Genomic DNA, 20968 nt, shown 5'->3' on the forward strand with positions numbered 1-20968 from the left:
ATAACCAGTCGGGGGCCGCTTGTCCGGCCCGGTCGCTCGATGACCCCAGCCGAAAGCAGAATTTGAGTGGAGATGAGCATGAGTGCAGTTCAAAGCGTCGGCCCGCAGGCATTGCCGGCACTGCAGGAACAAGTCGAGCAGATCATCGCCGAAGCCAAGCGTCAGGGCGCCAGTGCCTGCGAAGTCGCGGTGTCGCTGGAGCAGGGACTGTCGACGTCGGTGCGTCAGCGCGAAGTCGAAACGGTCGAATTCAACCGCGATCAGGGCTTTGGCATCACCCTGTATGTGGGCCAGCGCAAAGGCTCGGCCAGCACGTCGGCGACCGGTCCGGATGCGATTCGCGAAACCGTCGCTGCCGCACTGGCAATCGCCAAACACACTTCCGAAGACGAAGCCTCGGGCCTGGCCGATGCGGCGTTGATGGCCAAGGAACAACACGATTTCGACCTGTTCCACGAGTGGGACATCACCCCGGAGCAGGCCATCGAGAAGGCCTTGCTCTGTGAAGCGGCGGCATTCGACGCCGATGCGCGGATCAAGAATGCCGACGGCACCACCCTCAGCACTCATCAGGGCTGCCGCGTGTACGGCAACAGCCACGGTTTCATTGGTGGCTACGCATCGACGCGGCACAGCCTGAGTTGCGTGATGATTGCCGAGGCCGATGGCCAGATGCAGCGCGATTACTGGTATGACGTAAACCGTCAGGGCACTTTGCTCGCGGATCCGGTAAGCATCGGCCAGCGTGCTGCGCAACGGGCGGCGAGCCGTCTGGGCGCGCGCCCGGTGCCGACTTGCGAAGTGCCGGTGCTGTTTTCCGCAGAACTGGCGGGTGGTCTGTTTGGCAGTTTCCTCTCGGCGGTGTCCGGTGGCAGCCTGTATCGCAAGTCGTCCTTCCTTGAAGGCACCCTGGGGCAGAAGCTGTTCCCGGAATGGCTGACCATCGATGAGCGTCCGCACCTGATGCGCGCGATGGGCAGTGCTTCCTACGACGGTGATGGTCTGGCGACGTATGCCAAACCGTTCGTCGAAAAGGGCGAGCTGGTGTCGTACATCCTCGGCACGTACTCCGGACGTAAACTGGGTATGCCGAGCACGGCCAACGCAGGCGGCGTACACAACCTGTTCGTCACCCATGGCGATGAAGACCAGGCTGCACTGTTGAAGCGCATGGGCCGTGGCTTGCTGGTCACCGAATTGATGGGCCATGGCTTGAACATGGTCACCGGCGACTATTCGCGCGGGGCGGCGGGTTTCTGGGTCGAGAATGGCGAAATCCAGTTCGCCGTGCAGGAGGTGACCATCGCCGGCAACATGCGCGATATGTTCAAGCAGATCGTCGCGGTCGGTAATGATCTGGAGCTGCGCAGCAACATTCGCACCGGTTCGGTGTTGATCGAGCGGATGACTGTCGCGGGCAGCTAAACCCCGGCCGTCAGACACAAAAGGCGCGCCACCTCATCGGGTGGCGCGCCTTTTTTATTGGCTCCATACAAAACCAATGTGGGAGCGAGCCTGCTCGCGAAAGCGATTTCACGGCCGACCGCAGTGGTGAGCGGCACGAAGCCTTCGCGAGCAGGCTCGCTCTCACAATGAGATCTGCATGGTTCGACGCTCTTGTTTTGGTTCTCATTATCATCTAATAATAAATCTCATTATCGGATGAGCCCCGGATCATGAGTTCTGCCTTGCACGAGCAGCCGTACCTCGAAAGCTGGCGCTGGATGAGTCGCCAGATCCGTTGCGCGATGGATCCCGACGAACCGCGCCTGATCGAACACTATCTGGCCGAGGGCCGGTATCTGGCCTGTTGTACGGCGACTTCTCCCTGGACCATCGCTGAAACCTCCTTCCATCTGCTGCTCGACACGGCCACCGACATCGCCTTGCCGTGGCATTGGCGCAGCTTCTGTCTCGATCAAGCCTGGCGTCCACTGCGTGAAATGGAGCGCCTGTCCCTGTGCAAATGCCGGCTCCAGCGTTGGCAACGCTATACCTGGCAGCTCGCCACCTGCGAACTGCTGCCCTCGATTCCTCTTATTGAACTGGTGCAAGGATTTTCAGATGACCAAGACACGTATTGAGCGCGACAGCATGGGCGAACTGCAGGTGCCGGTGGACGCTCTCTACGGCGCGCAAACCCAGCGCGCGGTGGATAACTTCCCGATTAGCGGCAAACCGATGCCGACGCAATTCATCCGCGCGCTGATCCTCGCCAAAGCCGCCGCCGCCCGCGCCAACGTTGAACTCAACCAGATCAGCGCCGCGCAGGGCAAAGCCATCAGCGACGCCGCGCAAGGCTTGCTCGAAGGCGACTTCATGCCGCATTTCCCGGTGGACATCTTCCAGACCGGTTCCGGCACCAGTTCCAACATGAACGCCAACGAAGTGATCGCCACCCTGGCCAGCCGTCTGCTCGGCGAGCCGGTCAACGCCAACGATCACGTCAACTGCGGCCAGAGCAGCAACGACATCATCCCGACCACCATTCACGTCAGTGCTGCGCTGGCCCTGCACGAACAACTGCTGCCGGCGCTGCTGCACCTGGTGCAAGTGATCGAGCACAAAGCCACGCACGTACATCGCCACGTCAAAACCGGCCGCACGCATTTGATGGACGCGATGCCAGTGCGCATGAGCCAGGTACTGAACGGTTGGGCGCAGCAGCTCAAGGCCAACATCAGTCATCTGCAGGATTTGCTGCCAAGCCTGCAATCCCTGGCGCAGGGTGGCACGGCGGTCGGCACCGGGATCAACGCGCATCCTGAATTCGCCGCACGTTTCAGCCGCCAGTTGAGTCAATTGACCGACGTGGAATTCACCCCGGGCAAGGATCTGTTCGCGCTGATCGGCTCGCAGGACACCGCCGTCGCCGTCTCCGGCCAGCTCAAGGCCACTGCGGTGTCGCTGATGAAAATCGCCAACGACCTGCGCTGGATGAACTCAGGCCCGCTTGCCAGCCTCGGTGAAATCGAACTCGAAGCCCTGCAACCGGGCTCGTCGATCATGCCGGGCAAAGTCAATCCGGTGATCCCGGAAGCCACCGCCATGGTTGCCGCGCAGGTGATCGGCAACGATTCGGTGATCACCATTGCCGGTCAGTCGGGCAATTTCGAACTGAACGTTATGCTGCCGATCATCGCGCAGAACCTGCTGAGCAGCATCGAGCTGCTGGCCAATTCCAGCCGCTTGCTCGGCGACAAAGCCATCGTCAGCTTCAAGGTGAACGAGTCGCGCCTTAAAGAAGCGTTGTCGCGCAACCCGATTCTGGTGACCGCGCTCAACCCGATCATCGGTTACCAGAAAGCCGCCGAAATCGCCAAGCAGGCCTACAAGGAAGGCCGTGCGGTAATCGACGTCGCCCTGGAACACACCGACCTGTCGCGCAGCCAACTGGAAGAGTTGCTCAACCCCGAGAAACTCACCGCCGGCGGCGTGTAAACCCTGCAACCGCTTTGGAGGCTCACCATGGAGCACTGGAAACGCACGATCGAACGGGCCAATCGCTGCTTCATGCTCGGCGAACTGATCGACGCCCGTGAGGCTTACCTGCAAGCCCTGGCCCTGGCGCAAGTGTTGTTCGAACGCTGGGCGGATGCCGACGAAGCGGTGGCGGCTTGCGTCATCTCCCACCACAACCTGGCCGATCTGCACTTGCGCCTGAATCAGCCGGAGGAGAGCGCCGAATACCTCTGCGCCATCCATCAACGCTTGTTGCAGACCATGCAGGACGAACGTCAGCGCCTGGCCTTGCGTGAAGCGGCGCTGCGCCAGAGCAGCAAGACTTACGTCGAGCTGTTGAATTTCATCAGCGAGCACGGTGAATACCCGCGCACCCAACGCCTGCTGCATCCGGATACCGGCAATGCGCGCCGCGCGCCGGCCCCCCATCACCATGGAGTCCATTGAAATGGCTTTTACCTTGCCTGCCTTGCCTTACGCCTACGACGCGCTCGAACCGCACATCGATGCGCAGACTATGGAGATTCACTACACCAAGCATCACCAGACCTACATCAACAACCTCAACGCCGCCGTAGAAGGCACTGAATACGCCGAATGGCCGGTAGAAAAACTGGTCGCCAGCGTCAAGGATCTGCCGGAAAAACTCCGTGCGGCAGTGATCAATCAGGGCGGCGGTCACGCCAATCACTCGCTGTTCTGGGAAGTCATGGTGCCAAGCGGCGGCGGCAAACCGGACGGCGCGTTGGCCAAAGCCATCGATGAACAATTGGGCGGCCTCGACAGTTTCAAGGAAGCCTTCACCAAAGCCGCGCTGACCCGCTTCGGTAGCGGCTGGGCCTGGCTGAGCGTGACCCCGGAGAAAAAACTGCTGGTGGAAAGCAGCGGCAACCAGGACAGCCCCTTGATGAACGGCAACACGCCGATTCTCGGTCTCGATGTCTGGGAGCACGCCTACTACCTGCGGTATCAGAACCGTCGGCCGGAATACATCAACGCCTTTTATAACGTGATCAATTGGCCTGAAGTCGCTGCGCGTTATCAGGCTGCGCTGGTTTAAGTCTTCTATAAAAACAATCCAAGGCTGACTATGGGCACTGAAACGCTGGCGATCGGAAGTGGGCGTATGTTTCGTTACGCAGTGGGATCGCTGTTGCTGTTGGCGGGCATGACTTTGCTGGTCGCCCACGGACTGGAATGGCTGAATCTCGAGCCGAGGCTGTTGCGGGCGTTGCAGGGCGGCGCGATCTGCGCCCTCGGCACGGCGCTCGGGGCTGTGCCAGTGCTGGTGATCCGGCGGATGCCGCAGACACTCAGTGATACCTTGCTGGGTTTTGGTGCCGGGGTGATGCTGGCGGCGACGGCGTTTTCGCTGATCGTGCCGGGCATTGCTGCCGCCGAAAGCCTCGGACTGACACCGTGGGGTGCCAGCGGCCTGATCTGCTTCGGCATCATGCTGGGTGCGTTCGGGCTGTATCTGGTCGATCGCAAGGTTTCCGGCGCGTCCCCGGAAATGCTCGTCGGCACCGTCGAGCATCCGGTGATTCCACCACGGATCTGGCTGTTCGTGTTCGCCATCATTGCCCATAACATCCCTGAAGGCATGGCCGTCGGCGTTTCTGCTGGCGGCGGCATGCCGGATGCGGACAGCCTGGCCATGGGTATCGCTTTCCAGGATGTCCCGGAAGGTCTGGTGATTGCGCTGGTGTTGGCCGGGGCGGGGATGTCGCGGGTCAGGGCGTTTCTGATCGGCGCGGCGTCAGGTCTGGTCGAACCGGTGTTTGCGTTGTTATGTGCGTGGCTGGTCAGTCTTGCGCAGGTGCTGTTGCCATTAGGACTAGCTCTGGCGGCGGGGGCGATGTTGCTTGTGGTGACCCATGAAGTGATTCCCGAGTCGCGACGCAATGGTCATGACAAACTGGCCAGTCTTGGCCTGTTGATCGGGTTTTGTCTGATGATGGTGATGGATACGGCGTTGGGTTGAAGCAGAGCAAAAGACCGCAGCCTGCGGCAGTTCCTACAGGGAACGTATTCCAATGCAGGAGCTGCCGCAGGCTGCGATGTTTTGACTTTGGCTGTCAGCCGCCTTCGTCGAAGTAGTTGTTGATCAACGCCACCAGCGCATCCAGCGCCTCCTGATCCTTTTCACCTTCGGTACTCAGATAGATCTTGGTGCCCTTGCCAGCAGCCAGCATCATCATCGCCATGATGCTTTTGCCATCAACCGTGGTCTCTGGTGTACGGCCCACTCTGATCGTGCAATCCGGATACTGCCCGGCCACCCCGACAAACTTGGCCGATGCGCGGGCATGCAGGCCCAGCTTGTTGATGATTTCGATTTCCAGAGCAGGCATCGCGGTGTGAATCCTTTAAGTGAGGTCGCGGTGGCGAACCTGGACGTTCTTCAGGGTTTTCTGCAGGGCCTGACCCAGACGTTCGGTCAGGTAGACGGAGCGGTGATGCCCGCCGGTGCAGCCAATGGCAATGGTGACGTAAGCGCGGTTGCTCGCGGCGAAGCGTGGCAGCCACTTGTGCAGGTAGGTGAAGATGTCCTGAAACATTTCTTCGACCTCCGGCTGTGCCGCCAGGTATTCAGCCACCGGCGCATCGAGACCCGATTGCGCGCGCAGTTCCGGCTTCCAGTACGGATTGGGCAGGCAGCGCACATCGAACACCAGGTCCGCATCCACCGGCATGCCGCGCTTGAAGCCGAAGGACTCGACCAGAAATGCGGTCCCCGGCTCCGGCTGGTTCAGCAGACGCAGCTTGATGGAGTCGCGCAACTGGTACAGGTTCAGATTGGTGGTGTTGATCTTCAGGTCCGCGAGGTCGGCAATCGGGCCGAGCAGGGCGGTTTCATCCTGGATCGCCTCGGCCAGTGAGCGGTTGGCGTTGCTCAGCGGGTGACGACGGCGGGTTTCGGAGAAACGCTTGAGCAGGGTTTCTTCGTCGGCGTCCAGATACAGGACGTCGCACTGGATGTGTTTGGCCCGGACATCTTCAAGCAGTTCGGGAAAGCGTGTCAGGTGGCTCGGCAGGTTGCGCGCATCGATGGACACGGCTACCAGCGGCTGCGCCAGTTCCGTGTGAATCAGCGCGCGTTCGGCCAGTTCCGGCAGCAAGCCTGCGGGCAGGTTGTCGATGCAGTAATAGCCGTTGTCCTCAAGGACATCCAGAGCCGTACTTTTACCCGAGCCGGAACGGCCGCTGACGATGATCAAGCGCATGATTAGTGCCCGTTCTGCTCGTCCAGGACAACCTGATACAACGCTTCATTGCTTGGAGCGCTGCGCAGTTTTTCACGCACTTCCTTGCGATCGAGCATGCTGGCGATCTGGCGCAGCAGCTCCAGGTGCGCATCGGTGGCAGCCTCCGGGACCAGCAAAACAAACAGCAGGTCAACCGGTGCGCCGTCAATGGCGTCGAAATCAATCGGAGCATCAAGGTGCATCAGCGCACTGATCGGTGCTGTGCAACCCTTGAGGCGGCAATGGGGAATGGCGATGCCGTTACCAAAACCGGTGGAACCGAGTTTTTCACGGGCAATCAGTGCCTCGTAGACATCTTGCATCTCCAGATCCGCCACTTCGCGGGCGATCAGGTTGGCAATTTGTTCGAGGGCTTTCTTTTTACTGCCGCCCGGCACGTTCACGAGGGAACGGCCGGGGGTCAGGATACTTTCAAGTCGGATCATGGAATGGGGGGTTATCGACCGGTCGCGCCCTGGAGGAGGCTTTGGGTCTTTTCCTTATGCTTTTTGAGTTGGCGATCCAGCTTGTCGGTCAGCAGGTCAATGGCGGCATACATGTCGTCATGCTCGGCATTGGCAACCACTTCTCCGCCGGGAATATGCAAGGTGGCTTCGATTTTCTGCTTCAGCTTTTCGACGCACATCGTGACTTGCACGTTGGTGATCTTGTCGAAATGGCGCTCCAGTCGTTGGAGTTTTTCCTCGATGTAGGAACGCAGAGGTTGGGTCACTTCCAGTTGGTGTCCACTGATGTTGACTTGCATACAGCTTCTCCTTCGTTGCCAGTGCATAAAGCGGCAGGCTGGATAGCCTGCCACTGGAACGCTGTAACGTGGCTTACATCAACCGCTTGCGTTCGCTCGAAGGCGCGATCCCGAGGGATTCGCGGTACTTGGCGACGGTGCGGCGAGCCACCTGAATGCCTTGTGCCTCCAGTAAACCAGCGATCTTGCTGTCACTCAACGGCTTTTTCTGATTTTCCGCGGCAACCAGTTTTTTGATGATCGCGCGGATCGCCGTGGACGAGCATTCGCCGCCTTCGGAGGTGCTGACGTGGCTGGAGAAAAAGTATTTCAGTTCATAAATACCGCGCGGGGTATGCATGAATTTCTGTGTGGTCACCCGGGAAATGGTCGATTCGTGCATGCCGACCGCTTCAGCGATGTCGTGCAGAACCAACGGTTTCATGGCCTCGTCGCCGTACTCCAGAAAACCGCGCTGATGCTCGACGATCTGGGTGGCTACTTTCATCAGGGTTTCGTTGCGGCTCTGCAGGCTCTTGATGAACCAGCGGGCTTCCTGCAACTGATTGCGCATGAAGGTGTTGTCGGCGCTGGTGTCGGCACGGCGGACGAAACCGGCGTACTGGGCGTTGACGCGCAGACGCGGCACCGATTCCTGATTCAGCTCGACCAGCCAGCGCTCGTTGTCCTTGCGCACGATGACGTCAGGGACAACGTATTCGGCTTCAGTGGATTCGATTTGCGAGCCAGGGCGCGGATTGAGGCTTTGCACCAGTTCGATGACCTGGCGCAGCTCGTCTTCCTTGAGCTTCATGCGGCGCATCAACTGGCTGTAATCGCGGCTGCCGAGCAGGTCGATGTAATCGCTGACCAAACGTTTCGCTTCAGCCAGCCAAGGCGTCTTGGCGGGTAGCTGACGCAATTGCAGCAGCAGGCATTCACTAAGGTTGCGCGCGCCGATACCAGCAGGTTCGAATTGCTGAATGCGGTGCAGGACGGCTTCGATTTCATCGAGTTCGATGTCGAGTTCCGGATCGAACGCCTCGAGGATTTCTTCGAGGGTTTCGTCCAGGTAGCCCTGATTGTTGATGCAATCGATCAGGGTGACGGCGATCAGGCGATCGGTGTCGGACATCGGTGCCAGGTTCAGTTGCCACAGCAGGTGGCTTTGCAGGCTCTCGCCGGCGGACGTGCGGGTGGTGAAGTCCCATTCGTCGTCATCGCTGCTGGGCAGGCTGCTGGCGCTGGTCTGATAGACGTCTTCCCAGGCGGTATCGACCGGCAGTTCGTTGGGGATACGCTCGCTCCAGTCACCTTCCTCCAGGTTGTCCACCGTCGGCGCGGTTTCCTGATACGAGGGTTCCTGGATCTCGGTGTTGGGCTTCTGTTCGGCGTTGTCGGCCATAGGGTCGGAATTGTCGAAGTCTTCGCCTTCTTCCTGGCGTTCGAGCATCGGATTGGATTCCAGAGCCTCCTGGATTTCCTGTTGCAGATCCAGGGTCGACAATTGGAGCAGGCGGATGGCCTGTTGCAGCTGCGGTGTCATCGTCAGCTGCTGGCCCATTCTCAAGACTAGCGATGGTTTCATGGCAGGGGCTTAACACCTTATTCGCCGGCGCTATGCGCCATCCACTACAGGGCGCCGGGGCGCCAAACTTAAGCAAATTATATGCCTGAAACTGAAGTGTTTGCCTAGAGCGCTGTAACAATTAAAGCGTATTAATTCCTGCTTGAATCGATACAGCGCCCGGGCGGCGCACCGGGCACTGTTACGCTTACAAGCGGAACTCGTGGCCCAGATACACTTCCTTGACCAGATCGTTGGCCAGGATGGTTTCTGCATCGCCTTCGGCGATCAGTTGACCATCGTTGACGATGTAAGCGGTTTCGCAGATGTCCAGCGTCTCACGGACGTTGTGGTCGGTGATCAATACACCGATGCCCTTGGCCTTGAGGTGGTGGATGATCTGCTTGATGTCGCCGACCGAGATCGGATCGACACCGGCGAACGGTTCGTCGAGCAGGATGAATTTCGGTGCCGTTGCCAGCGCGCGAGCGATTTCCACCCGGCGACGTTCACCACCGGACAGGCTCATGCCAAGGTTGTCGCGGATGTGGCTGATGTGGAATTCCTGCAGCAGGCTTTCCAGCTCCTTGCGACGGCCGGCCTTGTCGAGCTCCTGACGGGTCTCGAGGATGGCCATGATGTTGTCGGCCACCGACAGTTTTCGGAAGATCGACGCTTCTTGCGGCAGATAGCCGATACCGGCCTTGGCGCGACCGTGCATCGGCTGGTGGCTGACGTCCAGATCGTCGATCAGCACGCGACCCTGATCGGCCTGTACCAGGCCGACGATCATGTAGAAGCACGTGGTCTTGCCGGCACCGTTCGGGCCGAGCAGGCCGACGATCTGGCCGCTGTCGATCGACAGGCTGACGTCACGCACGACCTGGCGGCTTTTATAGGCCTTGGCCAGGTGCTGAGCTTTCAGAGTTGCCATTACTGGGTTTTCTCGTCGGTTTTCTTCTTCGGCTGGATCACCATGTCGATGCGCGGACGCGTTTCGGTGACCTTGCTGCCGGTAGCGCGACCAGCGCTGGCCAGTTTCTTCACGGTGTCGTAGACGATTTTCTCGCCCTGAGTGACGTTGCCGTCTTTGTCGACGACCTTGGCCTTGTCGATCAGCACGACGCGGTTTTGCTGGGCATGGTATTGAATCGTCACGCCGTAGCCTTGAACCGGTTTGGTGTCGCCCTGGGTTTGCAACTGCTCGAAATAAGCCAGGTTGCCCACGGAGGTCACCACGTCGATATCTCCATTCGGCGCGCGAGTCATGGTGACGGTGTTGCCTTTAACGATCATCGAACCTTGGGTGATGATCACATCACCTTTATAGGTGGCGATGCCGTTCTTGTCGTCCAGTTGGGCGTCGTCGGCCTGAATGCGGATAGGTTGCTGCTGATCGTTCGGCAGAGCCCAGGCGCTCACGCTTCCCAGTGCTGCGCCCAGACTGAGCAAAATAGGGAGGGTTTTAACGAGCCTCATACTGTCCTCTTACGTTCGATAGCAGGTGTATCCTGCTTTCCTTCAGGTACGCTTTCATTCCAACGCCAGTCGATACACCGCCAGCGCCGTCGATTCTAACGGGTTGCTCGGTCTGCGCATATTCCTGCTGCGGGAACACGGTCATGCGAGTGGACGTGATCAGGATGTCACGCTTCTTTTCATCGGTGCGCGCAACGCGTACCGAGTCGATCAGTTCGACTTCGGTGCCGCCTGAGTTCACTTCACCGCGCTCACTGGTAACGTGCCACGGAAATTCTGTTCCGCGATACATGTTCAGGTCGGGTTTGGTCACGAGCGTGACGTCGGTTGCCTTCACGTGCTCGGCTTTTTCGGACGTCATCTCATACTGCACCTTGCCATCCGGCAGGTATTGCAGGGTATGCGTGTTGGTTGCATACCAGTCGATAGGCGTTTCAACCGAGGTGACCGGTGGTTTGTCGAGAAAGCGTTCCGGGCTGATATTCCAATAGCCGACCGCTGCGAAAATCGCAGCGATGCAGCCGAACAGCAGGAAGTTACGAAATTTTTTGCTGAACATGGTTTGGCTCACAGGTACGCGGCGTTGGCCGCATCGAGGCGGCCCTGGGCGCGCAGGATCAATTCGCAGAATTCGCGGGCGGCGCCTTCGCCACCACGGGCGCGGGTAACGCCATGGGCGTGTTCGCGGACGAAATCGGCAGCGTTGGCCACGGCCATGCCCAAGCCTACCCGGCGAATCACCGGCAGGTCGGGCAGATCGTCACCGAGGTAGGCGACTTCTTCATAGCTTAGGCCCAGTTGCGCAAGCAGGCCGTCGAGCACGACCAGTTTGTCTTCACGGCCCTGAAACAGGTGGGGAATCCCCAGGTTTTTCGCTCGACGTTCAACGACGGGTGTCTTGCGGCCGCTGATGATAGCGGTCTGCACGCCGGCGTTCATCAGCATTTTGATGCCTTGACCGTCGAGGGTGTTGAAGGTCTTGAACTCGCTGCCGTCTTCAAGGAAGTACAGGCGCCCGTCGGTGAGGACGCCGTCGACGTCGAAAACCGCCAGTTTGATCGCTTTGCCGCGTTGCAGCAGATCGTTGCTCATTACATGACTCCTGCGCGCAGCAGGTCGGAGAGGTTGAAGGCGCCGACCGGGCGATCTTCCTCGTCTACGACTACCAATGCGTTGATTCGGTGATCTTCCATGATTTTCAGGGCTTCGGCGGCCAGCATTTCCGGGCGGGCAGTCTTGCCGTGGGCCGTCATTACCTGGTCGATGGTGGCGCTGCGGATGTCGATGCTGCGATCCAGCGTGCGGCGCAAGTCGCCGTCGGTGAAGATCCCGGCGAGTTTACCGTCGGTTTCAAGGATGACGGTCATGCCCAGACCTTTACGGGTCATTTCCATCAGTGCGTCCTTGAGCAGCGTGCCGCGTTGGACTTGCGGCAACTCTTGTCCGGCGTGCATGACGTTTTCCACTTTCAGCAGCAGGCGACGGCCGAGGGCGCCACCCGGGTGCGAGAAAGCGAAATCTTCGGCGGTGAAGCCGCGTGCTTCCAGCAGTGCCACGGCCAGCGCATCGCCCATGACCAGTGCTGCGGTCGTCGACGAGGTCGGTGCCAGGTTCAGCGGGCAGGCTTCATGCTCGACATGAACATTGAGATTGACCTCGGCAGCCTTGGCCAGCGGCGATTGCGGGTTGCCGGTGACGCTGATCAGCTGGATGCCCAGACGTTTGATCAACGGCAGCAGGGTTACGATTTCATTGGTCGAGCCGGAGTTCGACAGGGCCAGAATCACATCGTCACGAGTGATCATGCCCATGTCGCCATGACTGGCTTCGGCCGGGTGGACAAAAAAGGCCGGGGTGCCGGTGCTGGCCAGGGTGGCTGCAATCTTGTTGCCGATGTGCCCGGACTTGCCCATGCCAACCACGACTACACGGCCTTTACTGGCCAGAATCATCTCGCAAGCGCGTACGAAATCGGCGTCGATATGGGGCAACAAGCCTTGTACGGCTTCCACTTCGAGTTGGATGGTGCGTTGTGCCGATTGAATCAGGTCGCTGGATTGGCTCATGTCAGAAATCGTATAGCCCGATGAAAAGGCGGCGATTATAGCGGTTATGTTGCAAAGCCTCACGCAAGTTCGTCGTGCTTTGTCATTACTCGTTACCAAAACCCGGGAAAAGAGCCTGCGCACCTGTCATATCGCCGAACACAGGCTGGTACAAGCCTTGGGCGCGTAGCCTTTGCAGTGATATAGTTCGCCGCCAGTTCGGCCTGCCCGGGATGTACGTACTTTTTAAGTGAAGACAGGCGTCCGAGTGAGAGGCTGCATCGCAAGGAGTTTAGATGAGTGCCGATAACGCCTACGCGGTCGAGCTGAAGGGAGTCTCCTTCAAGCGCGGTGCGCGCAGCATTTTCAATAACGTCGATATTCGCATCCCGCGCGGCAAGGTCACCGGCATCATGGGACCTTCCGGGTGTGGCAAGACCACGCTGCTGCGATTGATGGGGGCACAACTGCGCCCTGCCAGCGGCGAAGTCTGGGTCAACGGCCAGAACCTGCCTGCGCTTTCGCGCAGCGATCTGTTCGATGCGCGAAAGCACATGGGTGTGCTGTTTCAAAGCGGCGCACTGTTCACCGATCTCGATGTTTTCGAGAACGTGGCTTTCCCCCTGCGTGTTCATACTGATTTGCCGGAAGAAATGATCCGCGACATCGTCCTGCTCAAATTGCAGGCGGTCGGTCTGCGCGGTGCCATCGAGCTGATGCCGGACGAACTGTCCGGTGGCATGAAGCGCCGCGTCGCACTGGCGCGAGCGATTGCGCTCGATCCGCAGATCCTCATGTACGACGAACCGTTCGTCGGGCAGGACCCGATCGCCATGGGCGTGCTGGTCCGCCTGATCCGCCTGCTCAACGATGCCCTGGGGATAACCAGTATCGTGGTGTCCCACGATCTGGCCGAAACCGCGAGCATTGCCGACTACATCTATGTCGTCGGTGATGGTCAGGTGCTGGGGCAGGGTACGCCGGACGAGTTGATGAACTCGGACGAGCCGCGTATCCGTCAGTTCATGACCGGCGATCCCGATGGCCCGGTGCCGTACCATTTTCCAGCGACGGATTACCGCGCAGATCTTCTGGGGAAGCGCTGATGCGCAGAATTTCATTAATAGAACGCGTACGCCGGTTCGGCGAGGCGGCGATCGATGCCGTCGCGGTGTTCGGTCGTGCGACGCTGTTTCTGTTTCACGCGTTGTTGGGTCGCGGTGGCATCAGTGGTGGCTTCGGCCTGCTGGTCAAGCAACTGCATTCGGTCGGCGTAATGTCGCTGGTGATCATTGTTGTTTCCGGGATCTTCATCGGCATGGTGCTGGCGCTGCAGGGTTTCAGCATTCTGTCGAGCTACGGTTCGGAGCAGGCGGTGGGGCAGATGGTTGCGCTGACCCTGCTGCGTGAACTCGGCCCGGTGGTGACGGCGCTGTTGTTCGCCGGTCGTGCCGGTTCGGCACTGACCGCCGAGATCGGCAACATGAAGTCCACCGAACAGCTGTCCAGCCTGGAAATGATCGGTGTCGATCCGCTCAAGTACATCATTGCTCCGCGCCTGTGGGCCGGCTTCATTTCTCTGCCGGTGCTGGCGATGATTTTCAGCGTGGTAGGCATCTGGGGCGGCTCGTGGGTGGCTGTCGACTGGCTGGGTGTGTATGAAGGCTCTTATTGGGCGAACATGCAGAACAGCGTGAATTTCACCAGTGATGTGCTCAATGGCGTGATCAAAAGTATTGTTTTCGCCTTTGTAGTGACCTGGATTGCCGTATTCCAAGGCTATGACTGTGAGCCCACTTCCGAGGGTATCAGTCGTGCTACCACCAAGACCGTGGTGTTTGCCTCGCTGGCAGTGCTCGGCCTGGACTTTATTCTGACCGCTTTGATGTTTGGAGATTTCTGATGCAAAACCGCACCCTGGAAATCGGTGTCGGCCTGTTCCTGCTGGCAGGGATCCTGGCCTTGTTGCTGCTTGCTTTGCGGGTCAGTGGTCTGTCTCCGACGTCGACCACCGACACCTATAAACTTTATGCCTACTTTGACAATATCGCCGGTTTGACGGTCAGAGCCAAAGTGACCATGGCCGGTGTGACCATCGGCAAGGTCACGGCGATCGATCTGGATCGCGACAGCTTCACCGGTCGGGTCACCCTGCAAGTGGATAAAAAGGTCGACAACCTGCCGACCGACTCCACAGCGTCTATCCTGACCGCTGGTCTGCTGGGCGAGAAGTACATCGGTATCAGCGTAGGCGGAGAAGACAAACCGCTGAAGGATGGTGGAACCATCCATGACACGCAGTCGTCACTGGTACTGGAAGACCTTATCGGTAAATTCCTGCTCAATACCGTTAGCAAAGACGCCAAATGAGGAGCTTTTGAATGATCTCTATCTTGCGACGCAGCCTGTTGGTGCTGTTGGCGGCCTTGCCGTTGATGGGTAACGCCGTGGCTGCTGCGACTTCGGCACATGATCTGGTGCAGGACACCACCACCCGGTTGCTGGCCGACCTGGCTGCCAACAAAGAGAAATACAAGCAGGACCCGACGGATTTCTACACGGCGCTCAACAACATCGTCGGGCCAGTGGTGGATGCCGAAGGCATTTCCAAGAGCATCATGACGGTCAAGTACTCGCGCAAGGCCACGCCGGCGCAGATGCAGACCTTCCAGGAAAACTTCAAGAAAGGCCTATTCCAGTTCTACGGCAACGCTCTGCTTGAGTACAACAACCAGGGCATCACCGTTGACCCTGCCAAGGACGAATCGGGCGATCGCACCAGCGTAAACATGACCGTCAAGGGCAGCAGCGGCGCAATCTATCCTGTGCAGTACACGCTGGAGAAGATCAACGGCGAGTGGAAACTGCGCAACGTGATCATCAACGGCATCAACATCGGCAAACTGTTCCGCGATCAGTTCGCCGACGCGATGCAGCGCAATGGCAACGATCTGGACAAGACCATCAATGGTTGGGCCGGGGAAGTGGCCAAGGCCAAAGAAGCCACCGAAAAGAACCCCGCGCAATGAATGAGGCCGCAGTTCGTATGAGTGATGTCGACGAGCTTCTGCTTAGCGGAGTGCTGGACTATCGCACCGGCGCTGACCTGCGCAAGCAAGGCCAGGCGCTGATCAAGTCCAGCAAGGCCTCTTCGCTGGTGATCGATTGCTCGGCGGTGAAGAAGTCCAGCAGCGTCGGTTTATCGTTGCTGCTGTGCTTCATGCGCGATGCGAATGCGGCCGGCAAGGCTGTCAGCATCCGTGCGATGCCCGAAGACATGCGCGAAATTGCTCAGGTCAGTGAACTGACCGAACTGTTGGCGCACCCCTGAACCCACATCTATAAAGAAGCCCCCGTCAGAGTCCTGCCATGCGGGGTTCGCAGGCGCGGGGCTTTTTTGTATGATGTCCGACCCGTGCGCACAGGGCGCCGATTGAGGTTGAGCATGCAGGCCGTAGAAGTGAAGAGCTTCCTTGAAGGAAAGCTGCCCGGAACGTTGGTAGAAGTTGAGGGCGAAGGCTGCAATTTCCTGCTGAACGTGATTAGCGATGAACTGGCGGCGTTGAGCCCGGTGAAGCGTCAGCAGCAGGTCTATGCCCATTTGAACCCATGGATCATCGATGGCAGCATCCATGCGGTCACTATGAAATTTTTCAGCAGCGCGGCCTGGGCCGAGCGCACCTGAGCCTAAGGGCGTCGAGATTCTTATGGATAAATTGATTATTACCGGTGGCGCTCGTCTTGATGGCGAGATCCGCATTTCCGGCGCAAAAAACTCCGCCCTGCCGATCCTGGCCGCCACCCTGCTGTGCGATGGCCCGGTGACCGTTGGCAACCTGCCGCACTTGCACGACATCACCACCATGATCGAGCTGTTCGGTCGCATGGGCATCGAGCCGGTGATCGACGAAAAACTCAGCGTCGAAATCGACCCGCGCACCATCAAGACCCTGATCGCGCCGTACGAACTGGTGAAAACCATGCGTGCGTCGATCCTGGTACTGGGCCCGATGGTTGCCCGTTTCGGTGAAGCCGAAGTGGCACTGCCTGGCGGTTGCGCTATCGGTTCGCGTCCGGTTGACCTGCACATCCGTGGCCTCGAAGCCATGGGCGCGGTGATCGACGTTGAAGGCGGCTACATCAAGGCCAAGGCGCCTGAAGGTGGCCTGCGCGGTGCGCACTTCTTCTTCGATACCGTCAGCGTGACCGGTACCGAGAACATCATGATGGCCGCTGCTCTGGCCAAGGGCCGCAGCGTGTTGCAGAACGCCGCCCGTGAACCAGAAGTGGTTGACCTGGCGAACTTCCTCAACGCCATGGGTGCCAAGGTGTCCGGCGCTGGTACTGACACCATCACTATTGATGGCGTCGAGCGTCTGGGTTCGGCTTTCTATAAGGTCATGCCTGACCGTATCGAAACCGGCACCTATCTGGTCGCCGCTGCCGTGACCGGCGGTCGCGTCAAGGTCAAGGACACTGATCCGACCATCCTCGAAGCCGTTCTGGAAAAACTCCGTGAAGCCGGCGCAGAAATCACCTGCGGTGAAGACTGGATCGAGCTGAACATGCACGGCAAGCGTCCGAAAGCCGTCAACGTGCGCACCGCGCCGTACCCGGCGTTCCCGACTGACATGCAAGCGCAGTTCATCTCGCTCAACGCCATTGCCGAAGGCACCGGTGCCGTGATCGAGACGATCTTCGAAAACCGTTTCATGCACGTGTACGAACTGCACCGCATGGGCGCAAAGATCCAGGTCGAAGGCAACACCGCCATCGTCACCGGTACTGAAGTTCTGAAAGGCGCGCCAGTGATGGCGACCGACCTGCGTGCTTCGGCCAGCCTGGTAATCTCGGCACTGGTTGCCGAAGGCGATACTTTGATCGACCGCATCTACCACATCGACCGTGGTTACGAGTGCATCGAAGAAAAACTGCAGATGCTGGGCGCCAAGATCCGTCGCGTTCCGGGCTGATTGCTGCATTGGGACACAGGGACGTGTCCACTGATTTTAAGAGTCGAGCCGGTTTCCGGCTCGATGTGTGTCCGGCGCCGATTGCGACCGGACATGAGTACCTTGATAAGGACTGACGTTTCCCATGTTGACCATCGCACTGTCCAAGGGCCGCATCCTTGACGACACCCTGCCGCTTCTTGCCGAAGCGGGCATCGTGCCGACCGAGAATCCGGACAAGAGCCGCAAGCTGATCATTCCCACGACCCAGGACGACGTTCGTCTGCTGATCGTGCGCGCCACCGATGTGCCGACCTATGTCGAGCATGGCGCGGCCGACCTTGGCGTTGCCGGCAAAGACGTGTTGATGGAATACACCGGCCAGGGCCTCTACGAGCCACTGGATCTGCAGATCGCCCAGTGCAAGCTGATGACCGCCGGCAAGATCGGCGCGCCGGAGCCAAAAGGCCGTCTGCGCGTGGCGACCAAATTCGTCAATGTGGCCAAGCGTTACTACGCCGAGCAGGGCCGTCAGGTCGACATCATCAAGCTGTACGGCTCGATGGAGCTGGCGCCACTGATCGGTCTCGCTGACAAGATCATCGACGTGGTCGACACCGGCAACACCCTGCGCGCCAACGGCCTGGAACCTCAGGAACTGATCGCCACGATCAGCTCGCGCCTGGTGGTCAACAAGGCTTCGATGAAAATGCAACACGCCCGAATCCAGGCGTTGATCGATACCCTGCGCAACGCAGTGGAATCGCGACACCGCGGCTGATTCACCTGCGCGACGTTAAGTCACGCCCGTCTATCCGCCTCATAGCCAGAATCTCAGGTGCCCAAGCGGAAACGACTGCTAAGTTAGGGCGCCTGAGTTTTTGCCATTCCTATGAGGCTCTCGCTATGACCGCACCGACTGCAATTCGCCGACTCAACGCTGCTGACCCGGATTTCGCGCATCATCTGGATCATCTGCTGAGCTGGGAAAGTGTGTCTGACGACTCGGTCAATCAGCGCGTGCTGGACATCATCAAGGCTGTGCGCGAACGCGGTGACGCGGCGCTGGTCGAGTTCACCCAGAAGTTTGATGGCCTTGAAGTCGCTTCGATGGCTGAGCTGATCCTGCCGCGTGAGCGTCTGGAACTGGCTTTGACCCGCATCACCGTGCCCCAGCGCGAAGCCCTGGAAAAAGCCGCGGCCCGTGTGCGCAGCTATCACGAAAAACAGAAGCAGGATTCCTGGAGCTACACCGAAGCCGACGGTACGGTGCTGGGCCAGAAGGTCACGCCGCTGGATCGCGCAGGCCTGTATGTGCCGGGTGGCAAGGCGTCGTACCCGTCGTCGGTGCTGATGAACGCGATTCCGGCCAAGGTCGCCGGCGTGACCGAAGTGGTCATGGTCGTACCGACCCCGCGCGGTGAAATCAACGAACTGGTGCTGGCGGCCGCATGCATCGCAGGCGTCGACCGGGTGTTCACCATCGGTGGCGCACAAGCGGTTGCTGCTTTGGCCTATGGCACCGAAAGCGTGCCGCAGGTCGACAAGGTTGTTGGCCCGGGCAACATCTATGTCGCCACTGCCAAGCGCCACGTGTTCGGTCAGGTCGGCATCGACATGATCGCCGGGCCTTCGGAAATCCTCGTGGTGTGCGATGGCCAGACCGATCCGGACTGGATCGCCATGGACCTGTTCTCGCAAGCCGAGCACGACGAAGACGCCCAGGCGATTCTGGTCAGCCCGGATGCCGAATTCCTCGACAAGGTCGCCGCCAGCATCGACAAGCTGCTGCCGACCATGGATCGCGCGACCATCATCGAAACCTCGATCAATGGCCGTGGTGCATTGATTCACGTGAAGGACATGGCCCAAGCCATCGAAGTCGCCAACCGCATCGCACCGGAGCACTTGGAGCTTTCGGTCGCTGACCCGCAAGCCTGGCTGCCGCAGATCCGCCACGCCGGTGCGATCTTCATGGGCCGTCACACCTCCGAAGCCCTGGGCGATTACTGCGCAGGCCCGAACCACGTGCTGCCAACCTCGGGCACCGCGCGGTTCTCCTCGCCGCTGGGCGTGTACGACTTCCAGAAACGTTCGTCGATCATCTTTTGCTCCGAGGCCGGTGCTTCCGAGCTGGGTAAAACAGCGTCGGTATTGGCCCGTGGCGAGTCGCTGAGCGCCCACGCGCGCAGTGCTGAATACCGCATCAAAGACGAAGACTTTCTACAAGGGCAGGGGAACTGAGCGATGAGCAAATTCTGGAGCCCGTTCGTCAAGGATCTGGTGCCGTACGTACCGGGCGAACAGCCGAAGCTGACCAAACTGGTCAAGCTCAACACCAACGAAAACCCGTACGGCCCGTCGCCAAAAGCCTTGGCAGCGATGCAGGTCGAACTGAATGACAACCTGCGCCTGTACCCGGACCCGAACAGCGACCTGCTGAAAACCGCCGTCGCCCAGTATTACGGTGTGCAGAGCAATCAGGTGTTCCTTGGCAACGGTTCGGACGAAGTGCTCGCGCACATTTTCCACGGTTTGCTGCAACACGATCAGCCGCTGTTGTTCCCGGACATCAGTTACAGCTTCTATCCGGTTTACTGCGGTTTGTACGGCATCGAGTTTGATGCGGTGCCGCTGGACGCGCAGTTCCAGATCGATCCGGCCGACTACGCCAAGCCGAATGGCGGGATCATCTTCCCTAACCCGAACGCGCCAACCGGCTGCCTGCTGGCGCTGGACGCGGTTGAGCAGATCCTCAAGGCCAGCCCGGATTCGGTAGTGGTTGTGGATGAGGCGTACATCGACTTCGGCGGCGAGACGGCGATCAGTCTGGTGGACCGTTATCCGAACCTGCTGGTGACACAGACCCTGTCCAAGTCGCGCTCTTTGGCGGGTTTGCGCGTTGGTCTGGCGGTCGGCCATCCCGATCTCATCGAGGCGCTGGAGCGGATCAAGAACAGCTTCAACTCCTATCCGCTGGATCGTCTGGCGATTGTCGGGGCGGCAGCGGCGTTTGAAGATCGTGAGCACTTCGACAAGACCTGCCGTCTGGTCATCGAGAGCCGTGAGTGGGTGATTGCACAGTTGCAGGCCAAGGGGTTTGAAGTGCTGCCGTCGGCGGCTAACTTCATTTTTGCCCGGCATCCGCAGCATGATGCGGCGGGGCTGGCGGCCAAGCTGCGTGAGCAGGGCGTGATTGTGCGGCACTTCAAGCAGGAGCGGATTGCGCAGTTCCTGCGGATTTCGATTGGCACGCCGGAGCAGAATCAGGCGTTGATCGACGGGCTTGGCGACCTATAAAAGCAAAAGCCCCTCACCCTAGCCCTCCCGAAACGTCGGACCGCCCAGAGGGAGAGGGGATTGATTGGGGGATATTGCAGAGTTTCGCCGACGTGAAAGTGCTGTACCGAATCCATAATCGACTCGGATTTTCAGGTCGATGTACTTCGCAAGACAACTCGGTCGGCCCC

The 20968-nt window shown here is 59.4% G+C and carries 26 protein-coding genes; 16 read left to right on the top strand and 10 right to left on the bottom strand.

All coding sequences use genetic code 11. The features are described from left to right. The first annotated feature begins 78 nt into the window (after positions 1 to 78). The 6 genes from pmbA (at position 79) to AB4O01_RS24830 (ending at position 5446) form a co-directional block, all read left to right on the top strand. Positions 79 to 1425, top strand: coding sequence for a metalloprotease PmbA (pmbA, locus tag AB4O01_RS24805; protein WP_093435945.1), 1347 nt, complete (start codon positions 79 to 81; stop codon positions 1423 to 1425). A 251-nt stretch (positions 1426 to 1676) separates the two neighbouring features. Further along, positions 1677 to 2084 (top strand): FagA protein, encoded by a 408-nt coding sequence (locus AB4O01_RS24810; protein WP_099758003.1) that lies wholly within the window; start codon positions 1677 to 1679, stop codon positions 2082 to 2084. Beyond that, on the top strand, positions 2065 to 3441 hold the full coding sequence (locus AB4O01_RS24815; RefSeq protein ID WP_460089879.1) for a class II fumarate hydratase: 1377 nt from the start codon (positions 2065 to 2067) through the stop codon (positions 3439 to 3441). The genes AB4O01_RS24810 and AB4O01_RS24815 overlap by 20 nt, the downstream gene beginning before the upstream one ends. A 27-nt stretch (positions 3442 to 3468) precedes the next feature. Then, a complete protein-coding gene (locus AB4O01_RS24820) occupies positions 3469 to 3909 on the top strand; it encodes a hypothetical protein (RefSeq protein WP_016984162.1) in 441 nt (146 codons plus the stop codon). Between the two features lies 1 nt (position 3910). Continuing rightward, entirely contained in the window at positions 3911 to 4522 is a 612-nt protein-coding gene (locus tag AB4O01_RS24825; protein ID WP_116254665.1) for a superoxide dismutase, read from the top strand. A 30-nt stretch (positions 4523 to 4552) separates the two neighbouring features. Continuing rightward, complete coding sequence (locus AB4O01_RS24830; RefSeq protein ID WP_460089880.1) at positions 4553 to 5446, top strand: ZIP family metal transporter; 894 nt, start codon at positions 4553 to 4555, stop codon at positions 5444 to 5446. 94 nt (positions 5447 to 5540) lie between these two features. Here AB4O01_RS24830 and AB4O01_RS24835 read toward each other — a convergent pair whose 3' ends face one another. The 10 genes from AB4O01_RS24835 to AB4O01_RS24880 all read right to left on the bottom strand — a co-directional run bounded on the left by AB4O01_RS24835 (position 5541) and on the right by AB4O01_RS24880 (position 12567). Beyond that, positions 5541 to 5816: an HPr family phosphocarrier protein gene (locus AB4O01_RS24835; protein ID WP_186624820.1), complete on the bottom strand. Its 276-nt coding sequence runs from the start codon at positions 5814 to 5816 to the stop codon at positions 5541 to 5543. A 15-nt stretch (positions 5817 to 5831) separates the two neighbouring features. Next, positions 5832 to 6689: an RNase adapter RapZ gene (rapZ, locus tag AB4O01_RS24840; RefSeq protein ID WP_038357533.1), complete on the bottom strand. Its 858-nt coding sequence runs from the start codon at positions 6687 to 6689 to the stop codon at positions 5832 to 5834. A 2-nt stretch (positions 6690 to 6691) separates the two neighbouring features. After that, the gene (gene ptsN / locus AB4O01_RS24845; RefSeq protein ID WP_093435969.1) at positions 6692 to 7156 is read right to left on the bottom strand and encodes a PTS IIA-like nitrogen regulatory protein PtsN; all 465 of its coding nucleotides are present in this window, start codon (positions 7154 to 7156) and stop codon (positions 6692 to 6694) included. A gap of 11 nt (positions 7157 to 7167) precedes the next feature. Then, positions 7168 to 7476 (bottom strand): ribosome hibernation-promoting factor, HPF/YfiA family, encoded by a 309-nt coding sequence (gene hpf / locus AB4O01_RS24850; protein WP_116254663.1) that lies wholly within the window; start codon positions 7474 to 7476, stop codon positions 7168 to 7170. Positions 7477 to 7549: 73 nt separating this feature from the next. Continuing rightward, on the bottom strand, positions 7550 to 9043 hold the full coding sequence (locus AB4O01_RS24855) for an RNA polymerase factor sigma-54 (protein ID WP_093435977.1): 1494 nt from the start codon (positions 9041 to 9043) through the stop codon (positions 7550 to 7552). 187 nt (positions 9044 to 9230) lie between these two features. After that, positions 9231 to 9956: an LPS export ABC transporter ATP-binding protein gene (lptB, locus tag AB4O01_RS24860; protein WP_008085069.1), complete on the bottom strand. Its 726-nt coding sequence runs from the start codon at positions 9954 to 9956 to the stop codon at positions 9231 to 9233. Then, the gene (gene lptA / locus AB4O01_RS24865) at positions 9956 to 10501 is read right to left on the bottom strand and encodes a lipopolysaccharide transport periplasmic protein LptA (RefSeq protein WP_016984154.1); all 546 of its coding nucleotides are present in this window, start codon (positions 10499 to 10501) and stop codon (positions 9956 to 9958) included. Before lptA ends, lptB begins: the two co-directional genes overlap by 1 nt. Beyond that, positions 10488 to 11060: an LPS export ABC transporter periplasmic protein LptC gene (lptC, locus tag AB4O01_RS24870; RefSeq protein ID WP_038357537.1), complete on the bottom strand. Its 573-nt coding sequence runs from the start codon at positions 11058 to 11060 to the stop codon at positions 10488 to 10490. Before lptC ends, lptA begins: the two co-directional genes overlap by 14 nt. 8 nt (positions 11061 to 11068) lie before the next feature. After that, positions 11069 to 11593: a KdsC family phosphatase gene (locus AB4O01_RS24875; RefSeq protein WP_095049755.1), complete on the bottom strand. Its 525-nt coding sequence runs from the start codon at positions 11591 to 11593 to the stop codon at positions 11069 to 11071. After that, positions 11593 to 12567 (bottom strand): KpsF/GutQ family sugar-phosphate isomerase, encoded by a 975-nt coding sequence (locus tag AB4O01_RS24880; RefSeq protein WP_007912405.1) that lies wholly within the window; start codon positions 12565 to 12567, stop codon positions 11593 to 11595. Before AB4O01_RS24880 ends, AB4O01_RS24875 begins: the two co-directional genes overlap by 1 nt. Positions 12568 to 12842: 275 nt before the next feature. Here AB4O01_RS24880 and AB4O01_RS24885 point away from each other — a divergent pair, with 275 nt between their 5' ends. The 10 genes from AB4O01_RS24885 (at position 12843) to hisC (ending at position 20798) form a co-directional block, all read left to right on the top strand. Next, positions 12843 to 13652 (top strand): ATP-binding cassette domain-containing protein, encoded by an 810-nt coding sequence (locus tag AB4O01_RS24885; RefSeq protein ID WP_007912403.1) that lies wholly within the window; start codon positions 12843 to 12845, stop codon positions 13650 to 13652. Beyond that, a complete protein-coding gene (gene mlaE, locus AB4O01_RS24890) occupies positions 13652 to 14449 on the top strand; it encodes a lipid asymmetry maintenance ABC transporter permease subunit MlaE (protein WP_003221704.1) in 798 nt (265 codons plus the stop codon). Before AB4O01_RS24885 ends, mlaE begins: the two co-directional genes overlap by 1 nt. Next, positions 14449 to 14916, top strand: coding sequence for an outer membrane lipid asymmetry maintenance protein MlaD (mlaD, locus tag AB4O01_RS24895; protein WP_007912400.1), 468 nt, complete (start codon positions 14449 to 14451; stop codon positions 14914 to 14916). Before mlaE ends, mlaD begins: the two co-directional genes overlap by 1 nt. An 11-nt stretch (positions 14917 to 14927) precedes the next feature. Beyond that, positions 14928 to 15575 carry an MlaC/ttg2D family ABC transporter substrate-binding protein gene (locus AB4O01_RS24900; RefSeq protein WP_007912390.1) on the top strand — a complete coding sequence of 216 codons (648 nt, stop codon included), beginning with the start codon at positions 14928 to 14930 and terminating at the stop codon, positions 15573 to 15575. Beyond that, a complete protein-coding gene (locus tag AB4O01_RS24905) occupies positions 15572 to 15877 on the top strand; it encodes an STAS domain-containing protein (protein ID WP_034154488.1) in 306 nt (101 codons plus the stop codon). The genes AB4O01_RS24900 and AB4O01_RS24905 overlap by 4 nt, the downstream gene beginning before the upstream one ends. Before the next feature lie 114 nt (positions 15878 to 15991). After that, on the top strand, positions 15992 to 16231 hold the full coding sequence (locus AB4O01_RS24910) for a BolA family protein (RefSeq protein ID WP_460089882.1): 240 nt from the start codon (positions 15992 to 15994) through the stop codon (positions 16229 to 16231). Between the two features lie 22 nt (positions 16232 to 16253). After that, the gene (murA, locus tag AB4O01_RS24915; RefSeq protein WP_007912385.1) at positions 16254 to 17519 is read left to right on the top strand and encodes a UDP-N-acetylglucosamine 1-carboxyvinyltransferase; all 1266 of its coding nucleotides are present in this window, start codon (positions 16254 to 16256) and stop codon (positions 17517 to 17519) included. 124 nt (positions 17520 to 17643) lie between these two features. Beyond that, positions 17644 to 18279, top strand: a complete 636-nt coding sequence (gene hisG, locus AB4O01_RS24920) for an ATP phosphoribosyltransferase (protein WP_007912384.1) — start codon at positions 17644 to 17646, stop codon at positions 18277 to 18279. Positions 18280 to 18404: 125 nt separating this feature from the next. Next, positions 18405 to 19742 carry a histidinol dehydrogenase gene (hisD, locus tag AB4O01_RS24925; RefSeq protein ID WP_460089884.1) on the top strand — a complete coding sequence of 446 codons (1338 nt, stop codon included), beginning with the start codon at positions 18405 to 18407 and terminating at the stop codon, positions 19740 to 19742. 3 nt (positions 19743 to 19745) lie between these two features. Continuing rightward, entirely contained in the window at positions 19746 to 20798 is a 1053-nt protein-coding gene (hisC, locus tag AB4O01_RS24930) for a histidinol-phosphate transaminase (protein WP_460089885.1), read from the top strand. Positions 20799 to 20968 lie beyond the last annotated feature (170 nt).

The organism is Pseudomonas sp. S2_E02, assembly GCF_054668355.1.

Excerpts from the sequence above, each read along its gene's own strand:
- AB4O01_RS24820 (WP_016984162.1), top strand. The coding sequence starts at position 3,469 with ATGGAGCACTGGAAACGCACGATCGAACGGGCCAATCGCTGCTTCATG.
- AB4O01_RS24905 (WP_034154488.1), top strand. The coding sequence starts at position 15,572 with ATGAATGAGGCCGCAGTTCGTATGAGTGATGTCGACGAGCTTCTGCTT.
- AB4O01_RS24825 (WP_116254665.1), top strand. The coding sequence starts at position 3,911 with ATGGCTTTTACCTTGCCTGCCTTGCCTTACGCCTACGACGCGCTCGAA.
- AB4O01_RS24835 (WP_186624820.1), bottom strand. The coding sequence starts at position 5,816 with ATGCCTGCTCTGGAAATCGAAATCATCAACAAGCTGGGCCTGCATGCC.
- rapZ (WP_038357533.1), bottom strand. The coding sequence starts at position 6,689 with ATGCGCTTGATCATCGTCAGCGGCCGTTCCGGCTCGGGTAAAAGTACG.
- mlaD (WP_007912400.1), top strand. The coding sequence starts at position 14,449 with ATGCAAAACCGCACCCTGGAAATCGGTGTCGGCCTGTTCCTGCTGGCA.
- AB4O01_RS24855 (WP_093435977.1), bottom strand. The coding sequence starts at position 9,043 with ATGAAACCATCGCTAGTCTTGAGAATGGGCCAGCAGCTGACGATGACA.
- AB4O01_RS24885 (WP_007912403.1), top strand. The coding sequence starts at position 12,843 with ATGAGTGCCGATAACGCCTACGCGGTCGAGCTGAAGGGAGTCTCCTTC.
- ptsN (WP_093435969.1), bottom strand. The coding sequence starts at position 7,156 with ATGATCCGACTTGAAAGTATCCTGACCCCCGGCCGTTCCCTCGTGAAC.
- mlaE (WP_003221704.1), top strand. The coding sequence starts at position 13,652 with ATGCGCAGAATTTCATTAATAGAACGCGTACGCCGGTTCGGCGAGGCG.
- AB4O01_RS24910 (WP_460089882.1), top strand. The coding sequence starts at position 15,992 with ATGCAGGCCGTAGAAGTGAAGAGCTTCCTTGAAGGAAAGCTGCCCGGA.
- lptC (WP_038357537.1), bottom strand. The coding sequence starts at position 11,060 with ATGTTCAGCAAAAAATTTCGTAACTTCCTGCTGTTCGGCTGCATCGCT.
- pmbA (WP_093435945.1), top strand. The coding sequence starts at position 79 with ATGAGTGCAGTTCAAAGCGTCGGCCCGCAGGCATTGCCGGCACTGCAG.
- AB4O01_RS24900 (WP_007912390.1), top strand. The coding sequence starts at position 14,928 with ATGATCTCTATCTTGCGACGCAGCCTGTTGGTGCTGTTGGCGGCCTTG.
- hisG (WP_007912384.1), top strand. The coding sequence starts at position 17,644 with ATGTTGACCATCGCACTGTCCAAGGGCCGCATCCTTGACGACACCCTG.
- hpf (WP_116254663.1), bottom strand. The coding sequence starts at position 7,476 with ATGCAAGTCAACATCAGTGGACACCAACTGGAAGTGACCCAACCTCTG.
- hisD (WP_460089884.1), top strand. The coding sequence starts at position 18,405 with ATGACCGCACCGACTGCAATTCGCCGACTCAACGCTGCTGACCCGGAT.
- murA (WP_007912385.1), top strand. The coding sequence starts at position 16,254 with ATGGATAAATTGATTATTACCGGTGGCGCTCGTCTTGATGGCGAGATC.
- AB4O01_RS24815 (WP_460089879.1), top strand. The coding sequence starts at position 2,065 with ATGACCAAGACACGTATTGAGCGCGACAGCATGGGCGAACTGCAGGTG.
- AB4O01_RS24880 (WP_007912405.1), bottom strand. The coding sequence starts at position 12,567 with ATGAGCCAATCCAGCGACCTGATTCAATCGGCACAACGCACCATCCAA.
- lptB (WP_008085069.1), bottom strand. The coding sequence starts at position 9,956 with ATGGCAACTCTGAAAGCTCAGCACCTGGCCAAGGCCTATAAAAGCCGC.
- AB4O01_RS24875 (WP_095049755.1), bottom strand. The coding sequence starts at position 11,593 with ATGAGCAACGATCTGCTGCAACGCGGCAAAGCGATCAAACTGGCGGTT.
- lptA (WP_016984154.1), bottom strand. The coding sequence starts at position 10,501 with ATGAGGCTCGTTAAAACCCTCCCTATTTTGCTCAGTCTGGGCGCAGCA.
- AB4O01_RS24830 (WP_460089880.1), top strand. The coding sequence starts at position 4,553 with ATGGGCACTGAAACGCTGGCGATCGGAAGTGGGCGTATGTTTCGTTAC.
- hisC (WP_460089885.1), top strand. The coding sequence starts at position 19,746 with ATGAGCAAATTCTGGAGCCCGTTCGTCAAGGATCTGGTGCCGTACGTA.
- AB4O01_RS24810 (WP_099758003.1), top strand. The coding sequence starts at position 1,677 with ATGAGTTCTGCCTTGCACGAGCAGCCGTACCTCGAAAGCTGGCGCTGG.